A 5,261-nucleotide genomic window follows, 5' to 3' on the forward strand; every position below is an offset into this window, starting at 1 on the left:
CAGAAGCAGCACGCCACAGACGAACATTATGGGCATTGACCACACGGGTGCTGACCAGAGAACGTCGTTGTCCATGACCATGACGATGCCGTTCCCCTCATCGCTGAACAGGTGCACGAATGGTCCGACAATCATTCCGACTCCGATCGACGTGCCTACGGTGACGATGCAGAAGTAGACGATGCCTAGCGGCAACATCACCAGCATGTAGAACAGCGTGCTCCAGGTTCTCGGATCGGTGAACATGGCGCCGATGCGCTGCCAGATCGATCCTTCGGTGGTCACTGCCTGAGGCCGTCTGGGCATGCGCACGCCAAGCATGGCTTCGACAATCTTGCCTTCGACGAATGCCAGTGCTCTGACGGTGGCAAAGAACAGGATCGTGAATGGAATGCCGATGATCAGGATCGCGAAACCTGCAGACAGGCTCAGGCCAGTCACCACCCAGGTGAAGTAGAAGATGCCGGTGGCCATCGCCAGCACCATGTAGAACAGGGCGGCGTAGGCTCGCGGATCGACGGCAACGCCAAAGAATCTGGCCAGAAGGGACTTTTCTTCAGTCGGCACGATGCGACGACGCGGACGCAGGGCCTGTTCGACTTCGCCTTCCTTGACCCGGTAGATCTCTGCGACTTCGTCAGGCGCGCCATAGCTGGTGGCGACTTTTGCCAGCACGGCTTCTTCGTCCAGTTCAGGATGCTCGGCCAGTTCAGCCCGCAGGTGCTCCTCGGCGTCGTAGAGAGCATCCTGGATCATGGCCGCATCGGCACCATGCAGCGCGGCGCGTAGCAGGTCGAGGTATTCGCGGATGCTGCGTGGAATTGGCTGGTTCATGGTTTCGCCCCTTGCGATGTCAAACCTTCAAGCACGCTGTCGATGAAATCCCTGGATGTCTTCCACGAGGCAATCCATGCCTCGAGCACTTCGCGCCCCAGCGCGTTGATGCGGTAGTAGCGTCGTGGCGGTCCTGCGACCGAGGGCTCGACTTCGCTGTCGAGCAGGCCGGCTGCACTGAGATTGCGCAGCACCGGATACAAGGCACTCTGCTTGCCGGCCAGGGCGCCTTCACCGCCCTCAGCCAGGCGTTTGGCGATGAGATAGCCGTACATGGGCTCGTCCGATCCCGCGAGTACAGCCAGCAGGACCAGCGAAACCGAGCCGGCGGAGAGCTCTTTCTGGAACTTCTTGAGATGGCTTTCCAGTTCTGTCATGGCAACTGCCGTTCATCACGTCATAGCGTTGAAGTGATCATAGTGTGGACTTCATACTAGTGGATGGGCCGGAAGTCATGAATGGTCAGCTACTTCGCAGCCCGCAGGGATCTGATCGCCCTCGCGTGGCTGGACTCCGCCCATGCCATTGGCCCAATCTGGCTGTTCATCGTCCCAATTCCTGCCCGAGGTCCCCGATGCGCCCATTCAAAATCCTGCCCGCATTCACCCTGATTGCCTGCGTAGCCCTCGGATTCGACGCGACTGATGCCGGCGCAGACGAAGCCGCGGCGAATAAACCGACCATGCAGGAGGTCATTGACGCGTCAAAACCCTCCGACTGGCGCACGCCGGATCCGGACAATACCCTGTACATGGAATTGCCCGGTGGTCGTGTCGTGATCGAACTGGCGACAGCCTTCGCGCCACTGCACGCAGAAAATATCCGTACGCTGGTCAAGCAGAAGTATTTCGATGGACTGACCGTACTTCGCGTGCAGGACAATTTCGTCACCCAATGGGGAGACCCGAATGCGGAGGACGAAACGAAGGCGCGTTCAATGGGCGAGGCGAAAACGATCCTGCCCGAAGAGTTCAGTCGATCCGCAAAAGACCTGCCATTCACGCGCCTGCCTGACGGCGATGTCTACGCGGCCGAGGTCGGGTTCTCGAACGGGTTCCCTGCTGCGCGCGACTCGGCGACCGGCAAGGCCTGGCTCACACACTGTTACGGCATGGTCGGCGCCGGACGTGGCAATGATGCGAAATCGGGCAGCGGCGCCGAGCTGTACGTCGTGATCGGCCAGTCACCGCGACAGCTCGATCTCAACATTGCAACGGTCGGACGCGTCGTTCAGGGCATGGAATTGCTGGCTGCATTGCCGCGCGGCACGGGTGGTGGCGGATTCTACGAAGAGGCTTCGCAGATGCTGCCGATCAAGTCGGTTCGCCTTGCCGCCGACGTCGATGCGAGCGATCGCAGCAAGCTGGAAATCATGCGCACCGACACCCCCACATTCACCGCGCTGGTCGAATCACGTCGCAATCGCAGCGACGACTGGTACCTGAAACCGGCCGGCAAGATCGAAGTGTGCAATGTGCCGATTCCGGTGCGCACGGTTGGCAACGACAAGGATTGATTTGGCGAGCTTTTGCTCCCTCTCCCGAGGGGAAAGGGAGCCAAGAGCAGACCTCGTGCCAAAGCAAGTGTCGCCAGAATCAGGTCAGAACCAGGTCAGAACCAGCGGCGTGTTTCGCCCTGCCCTTCGACGTTGACGACGCAGCGCGCGCACAACTCCGGGTCATCGGCATGGCTGCCCACGTCTGCCCGGTAGTGCCAGCAACGCACGCACTTGGCAGCCGAACTCGGTTTGGCAACGACCCAGGCATCCAGGCCTTCGACGCGTACGGCATCGGTGGGCTTGTCAGCGATATCGGCAAGCTGCAGTCCGGAGGTGATAAAGAAAAAGCGCAGTTCGTCGGCAACGTCCGCATGCCGCGCACGCGTGGCTTCGTCGACGTGGACGCTGACGTCTGATTGCAGCGACGCACCGATGGTGCCCGCAGCACGCATGCCTTCAAGCACCTTGGAGGCCGAATTGCGAATGGCCAGCAGTTCGCTCCATGACTTGCGCTGCTCGGGCGAGGCCTGGGTTGCTTGCAGACCCGCGTACCAGGTTTCGAACAGCACGGATTCGCCGCGCTTGCCCGGTATCAGCGGCCAGATCTCTTCAGCCGTGAAGCTCGTGATCGGTACCAGCCAGCGCACCAAAGCTTCGACGATATGGAACATCGCAGTCTGCGCACTGCGTCGACCGTGGCTGTCGGTCTGCATCGTGTAGAGGCGATCCTTGGTGATATCCAGGTACAGCGATCCCATCTCGTTGGTGCAGAAGTTCTGCACGCGCTGGATGATTTCCGGGAAATCGTAGCGGTCGTAGGCAGCGATCACCGCAGTCTGCACGTCGTGCGCCTGCTGCACGGCCCACTGGTCAAGCAGCAGGCATTGATCCATTGGCACGAGATTCTTTTCCGGATCAAAACCATCGAGGTTGCCAAGCAGGAAGCGCGCCGTGTTGCGGATACGGCGGTAGGCGTCGGCAACACGCTTGAGGATTTCGTCCGACACGGTCATCTCGTTGCGATAGTCGGTCGATGCCACCCACAGGCGCAACACGTCCGCGCCAAGCGAATCGACAACTTTCTGCGGCGCGACCACGTTGCCGAGTGACTTGGACATCTTGCGACCGTTCTGGTCGACGGCGAATCCGTGCGTCAGCACTTCGTCGTAGGGCGCATGCCCGTGCATCGCCGACGAGGTCAGCAACGAGGAGTGGAACCAGCCGCGATGCTGGTCGGACCCTTCCAGGTACATGACCTTGTCGCCGGCCTTGCGCGCGAGTTCGTCGCGCTGGTCGAGCACGGTGTAGTGGGTGACGCCGGAATCAAACCAGACATCGAGGACATCGGTGACTTTTTCATAACGCTCCGCGTCATCGCCAAGCAAGTCCCGCGCATCAAGCGTGAACCAGACATCGATACCGTCTTTCTCGACGCGCCGGGCAACTTGCTCGAACAATTCATTGCTGCGTGGATGCGGAAGCTGGGTCGTCTTGTCGACGAACAGCGCGATCGGCACACCCCAGGTGCGCTGGCGCGAGATGCACCAGTCCGGACGCCCGGCGATCATGCCGGTGATGCGTTCCTCGCCCCAGGACGGGATCCAGCGAACATCCTTGATCGACTTGAGCGCAGTCGCACGCAAGCCTTCCTTCTCCATGCTCATGAACCACTGCGGCGTGGCCCGGAACGCCACGGGTGTCTTGTGGCGCCAGCAATGCGGATAGCTGTGCTCAAACTTGGCGAATGCGAGCAGATGTCCGCTTCCGCGAACCAGTTCGGTGATTGCGTCGTTGGCTTTCCAGATGAACTGGCCTTCGAAGATGGGCGTACCGGGCAGGTAGACACCATTGCCGCCGAGTGGATTGAGTTCGGCCGCCGAATACTTCTCGATCAGGCCGTAGGCTCTTGATACCGTGAAATCCTCGACGCCATGACCCGGTGCTGTATGCACGGCGCCTGTACCGTCTTCGGCGGTGACGTGGTCGCCAAGCAGCAGCGGGATTTCGCGTTCGTAGAACGGGTGGCGCAGCGCAGTGCCGGCAGATGGTTCAGCGCCGGGCGCCCGGGTCTCCAGTTCGGCCCCCGTGCATCGACCGAGTATCGAGACAGTCTCGACCCCATAGCGAGCGAGCGCCTTCTCGGCGAGTGCTTCGGCAACCACCAGCAAGACTCGACGGCCGTCGCGTGCAGGACCTTCGGCCAGTACGTAGTCGAGATCCGGGCCCAGCGAGATCGCAAGACTGGCCGGCAGCGTCCACGGCGTGGTTGTCCAGATCGGCACGGCAACGATGGTCTGCCCATCGATCTCGACACCGAACTTCGCCGCCAGCGCCTTCGGATCAATCGCGTCGTAGGCGACATCGACCGCGGGCGAAACCTTGTCGGCGTATTCGATCTCGGCCTCGGCCAATGCCGAGCCGCAATCGAAGCACCAGTGCACCGGCTTGAATCCGCGCGTGATGTGGCCATTGGCGTAGATCTTCGCCAGCGCGCGCAACATGTCGGCTTCGAACTTCGAATCCATGGTGCGGTATGGATGGTCCCAGTCACCGAGCACGCCGAGGCGCTTGAAGTCTGCTCGCTGCAGGTCGATCTGCTTGGCCGCGTATTCACGACATTTCTGCCGGAACTGGGCCGCGTCGAGTTTCTGCCCGACCTTGCCGAATTCCTTTTCGACGGCGATTTCGATAGGCAGGCCATGGCAATCCCAACCCGGCACATACGGCGAGCGGAAACCGGCCATCAACTTCGACTTGACGACGATGTCCTTGAGCACCTTGTTGACCGCGTGTCCGATGTGGATCACGCCATTCGCATACGGCGGGCCGTCGTGCAGGATGAACGCCTTCTCGCGGGTCGCCGCTTGCTTCTGGATTTCCTGGTAGCGGTTTTTCTCGTACCAGTCAGCCAAGATGCCCGGTTCGCGCG

Annotated in this window: 4 protein-coding genes; 1 reads left to right on the forward strand and 3 read right to left on the reverse strand. The window is 60.9% G+C overall.

The features are described 5' to 3' along the window. Together WBP53_RS11920 and WBP53_RS11925 are read right to left on the reverse strand one after the other, a co-directional pair. Positions 1-834, reverse strand: an 834-nt coding sequence (locus tag WBP53_RS11920) for a sensor domain-containing protein (RefSeq protein ID WP_423929195.1), incomplete at its 3' end; no start/stop codon positions are given. Beyond that, positions 831-1,211 carry a PadR family transcriptional regulator gene (locus WBP53_RS11925; RefSeq protein WP_423929197.1) on the reverse strand — a complete coding sequence of 127 codons (381 nt, stop codon included), beginning with the start codon at positions 1,209-1,211 and terminating at the stop codon, positions 831-833. The genes WBP53_RS11925 and WBP53_RS11920, both read right to left, overlap by 4 nt. 197 nt (positions 1,212-1,408) lie before the next feature. Here WBP53_RS11925 and WBP53_RS11930 point away from each other — a divergent pair, with 197 nt between their 5' ends. Continuing rightward, positions 1,409-2,350 carry a peptidylprolyl isomerase gene (locus WBP53_RS11930; protein ID WP_423929199.1) on the forward strand — a complete coding sequence of 314 codons (942 nt, stop codon included), beginning with the start codon at positions 1,409-1,411 and terminating at the stop codon, positions 2,348-2,350. A gap of 95 nt (positions 2,351-2,445) precedes the next feature. Here the strand turns inward: WBP53_RS11930 and ileS are convergent. Then, on the reverse strand, positions 2,446-5,261 hold a 2,816-nt coding region (gene ileS, locus WBP53_RS11935), incomplete at its 5' end, for an isoleucine--tRNA ligase (protein WP_423929201.1).

This window comes from Dokdonella sp. (genome assembly GCF_049593775.1).
In the GTDB taxonomy this organism is placed as follows: domain Bacteria; phylum Pseudomonadota; class Gammaproteobacteria; order Xanthomonadales; family Rhodanobacteraceae; genus Dokdonella.